This is a genomic window from Anaerovibrio sp. (genome assembly GCF_051866355.1).
Classification (GTDB): domain Bacteria; phylum Bacillota; class Negativicutes; order Selenomonadales; family Selenomonadaceae; genus Anaerovibrio.
Genome location: NZ_JBJDWZ010000012.1, coordinates 25298 through 28880 on the forward strand (window position 1 = coordinate 25298; position 3583 = coordinate 28880).

Consider the following 3583-nt stretch of genomic DNA (forward strand, 5'->3'; position numbering starts at 1 on the left):
CCCAGAGGAATGAACCTGAATGCATCCACATCCACCAAGCCCTTATCCGTCAGCTTCAGGGATGGAATAACCGGCAAACTGAGGAAGGCCAGCGTCAAAAACGGCGAATAGAACTCCGGTACACCCATCTCACGGGCTCTGGCAATAATCTCAGCCTGCTTGTCAGCTACCACCCTGGCAGGCTCGTTGGTCATCAGTCCTCCCACCGGCAGGGCCAGGGAAGCAGTTATCTCTCCCCCGTCGGCTATGCAGATGCCGCCGCCAATCCGTTGCAGCTCCCTGGCCGCAGCCAGCATGTCCTCGTCGTTGGTACCTATAACGATGAGATTGTGGGAATCATGCGCCACTGTAGAAGCCAGCGCACCGCGCTTCAGGCCGAAGCCCTTCACCAGTCCCAGCCCCACATTTCCCGTGGCATTATGCCGCTCAAATACCGCCAGCTTCAGCACATCATTTTCGATGTCGCTGACTGCACAGCCCTCCACGCGCTTGACAGGAATAATCGCCTTTTTAGTCACAATCTGATAAGGAACCAGGCCGATGACGTGCGCCATTTCCGTTTCAAGTGGCAGCCTCAAATCCTCAAGGCTGATGCTGCCTACATTGACGGTATTTTCCAGCGCCGAAGAATCAATCTCTACGCCGGTCTGCAGGAGCTTTCCCTGCTCATAGGCCAGCCGCCCATCCTTGTACACCTGCTGAGGAACCCACGGATTGGTATTGTCCAGCACCAGCAGATCCGCCTTGTAACCCGGCATTATCGCACCTACATCCTTTAGGTGGTAATGGCGGGCCGTGTTGATGGTCGCCATCTGCAGGGCGTTAGCCACGCTGACCCCTTCGGTGATGGCAGTCCTGACCATATCGTTGATATAGCCGCTCTCCAGAAGCTCTGACGGAATCTTGTCATCGGAACAGAACATAAAATACGGCGCCGTATCAGGGTTGACCGCAGGAAGCAGGGCCTTGAGGTTCTTGGCGGCCGAACCCTCCCGCAGCATGACACCGATGCCCGCCCGCAACCGTTCCAGAGCCTGCTCCTTGGAAATACATTCATGATCGGAGGTAATGCCAGCCGCGGCATAGCCCATAAGCTGGCTGCTGGTCAGGCCGGGAGCATGGCCGTCAATGTGCATGCCGGCACCGGATGCCATACGCAGCTTTTCCATAACCTTCTCGTCCTGCGTCAGAACCCCCGGAGCATTCATCATTTCCGCCAGCCCCAGCACCCTGGGATGCTGCAAGAACGGCTCTAAATCTTCTGCCAGAAGGGATGCCCCCGCGTTCTCAAAGTCCGTGGACGGCACGCAGGATGGCAGCATGACATACACGTTCAGAGGTATGTTTTCCGTCGCATCCAGCATGAACTGAATCCCCTTTGCACCGCAGACATTGGCAATCTCGTGAGGGTCGGTAACTATCGTCGTAACGCCGCAGGGCAGGGCGGCCTTGGCAAACTGACACGGCGTCAGCATGGAGCTTTCGATGTGCACATGGGCATCAATCAGCCCCGGCACAATATACCGTCCCTGCATATCAATCTCCTCAATGCCAAAATAGGAGCCGGTACCGGCAATGTAGCCATCGGCAATAGCTATGTCACAACGGATAAACTCCCCCGTATAAACGTGAAAAACCTCCGCATTTTTCAAAACCAAATCTGCAGGCTCCAGTCCCTGAGCCACTCTTATCAGATGTTTCGCATCCAAAAGATACACCCCGCCTTCCTTTATTTATTCAGCTATCTGCTTATATGCCAATCCTGACATTATCATTTACCTTGTAGGAAGCCCACCATTCACCCTTGCTGTTGAAGCCGCCATTCAGCTCAGGCTCATCATCACCGCCAAAAAGCTCTGCAGGGAACTCGCCCATCTCATACTCGGCAAGCTCATCCTCCGTCAAGGGCAGGCTGGTAATCAGAAAGCTCTCCACATAATAATCAGTCGGCTCCATCTGCAGCATCAGCTTCTGCCTTTCATCGTCGGGATTTCTGTACACATAGTACAGGTTGCCGTCCCGCTTCTCCTTGTCAGCTTTGCCGTAGGTATTTATCAGCTTGGCACGGGTCGCCCCGTAGGTCACGCCGTCCCTGGCCTTGTACTCCTTGTCCTTGCAGACAAACGCCACTATCCTGTCAGTGCGCGGGTCAGTGCACACCTTCAAATCCGCAGAATAGACATAGCACTTCACAGTCTGATCCAGCACCACTATATCCGTATCAAAATCAGGCTCCCCCAGCTTTTCCTGCATCACTGCCGCCGTATCACCCAGCGCCGCTCCCTTGAAGGTAAAATCCACCGGCTGCAGGCTGCCGCTCTTTTTTGCGGCCAGAGCTGCGGAGCAGGCCGCAAGCGTCAGGACAAAGACCAAAAGACATACCGAAAGTTTTTTCATAAGCCACCTCTCCTAATTCATACAATCACCGGAAAATTTTACCAGCAAAACATTAAAAATTTCTGAAAGGCTCCCGCGCCCGCATCAAACCGCAGGCCGCGCACTTATTTCAACAGCTCATTGGCCTTATCCATCACCATGTCAATCCAGCGCTCCTGAAAGCCTGCATCGGCCAGAAGCTCCTGAATGGAGCTGATGCGGCGCTGGCTGACGAACATCCCCACCCGGCTCTTCTCCACGCTTCTCCTGAAATAAAAATCCTGCCCCTGCGTATCATCAGCAGGAAATGCCAGCGTATACTCATGATACTCACCATCCGACATGGATTCCGGCAGGCTCGAGCTGCGTGCCACGTAGGCCTTCCAGGCCGGCGTAGCCCTTTCCAGAAGCTCCTTCAGCTCATAGAGCAGCGGCTGAATGGCATCACGATATTCCTGCAGTGCCTTTTCACAGGCCTCCGTATCGCTCAGCACCATAATCCATATCAGCTCCTGCAGGACCTCCGGATTGGCCAGATCAAACCTGGTCAGCTCCCGTGCCTCACTGATGCCGTCCAGCCAGCGCTGTACAGCATCGGTCATGTACTGCCTTGCCTTGTCCGACACCAGCATATCCTGCAGATAAAGCGCATGGCAGAGATTGTTGATGCGCTGGGGCCACTGGTCAGCCTCCGCCAGCTCCCTGTCCGCGCACTCGGCGCAATACCCCGTCAGATGGTAGGTATAAGGCTTTTCCATCAGCTCATGGTCGGCAGGAAAATCCAGCCCCAGCTCCTCGTAAATCTTTTTCTGCTCAGCGATACGGCTCCTGGAGAAATACAGTATGCCGTCGTTGTCGTTGCGTATCTTCACGCTGAAACTGCGGCCACAGCCGGGACAATGATACTGCTTCTCCGTCATGCGCACCCCTGCATACATGGCGTCATTGGGCTTGTAAAAGCCATAGGTCGCCCCCTCCAGAAATGCGTAATCGTACACCTTCAAAAGATTATCGGTAATTTTTGTAATGCTGTCATTCGCCGCCATTGGCCATCCCCATTTCTATATATTTATTATCTTTATTATATTCTTTTTGCGAACAAAAGGCAAATAAAAATCTCCCTGAGACCTGCTCAGGGAGAATAACACTCTTTGGAGGTGACACCCAGAATCGAACTGGGGAATAGAGGTTTTGCAGACCTCGGCCT

Annotated in this window: 3 protein-coding genes; all 3 read right to left on the reverse strand. The window is 53.9% G+C overall.

Annotated features, from left to right (window positions below):
- Window positions 1-1658 (reverse strand): adenine deaminase (ade, locus tag ACI3UA_RS00605; RefSeq protein ID WP_439722893.1); only part of this gene is annotated, 1658 nt, incomplete at its 3' end.
- Window positions 1659-1749: 91 nt separating this feature from the next.
- Window positions 1750-2397 (reverse strand): hypothetical protein, encoded by a 648-nt coding sequence (locus ACI3UA_RS00610; RefSeq protein ID WP_439722894.1) that lies wholly within the window; start codon window positions 2395-2397, stop codon window positions 1750-1752.
- Between the two features lie 104 nt (window positions 2398-2501).
- Complete coding sequence (locus ACI3UA_RS00615; RefSeq protein ID WP_439722895.1) at window positions 2502-3422, reverse strand: hypothetical protein; 921 nt, start codon at window positions 3420-3422, stop codon at window positions 2502-2504.
- Window positions 3423-3583: the final 161 nt, after the last annotated feature.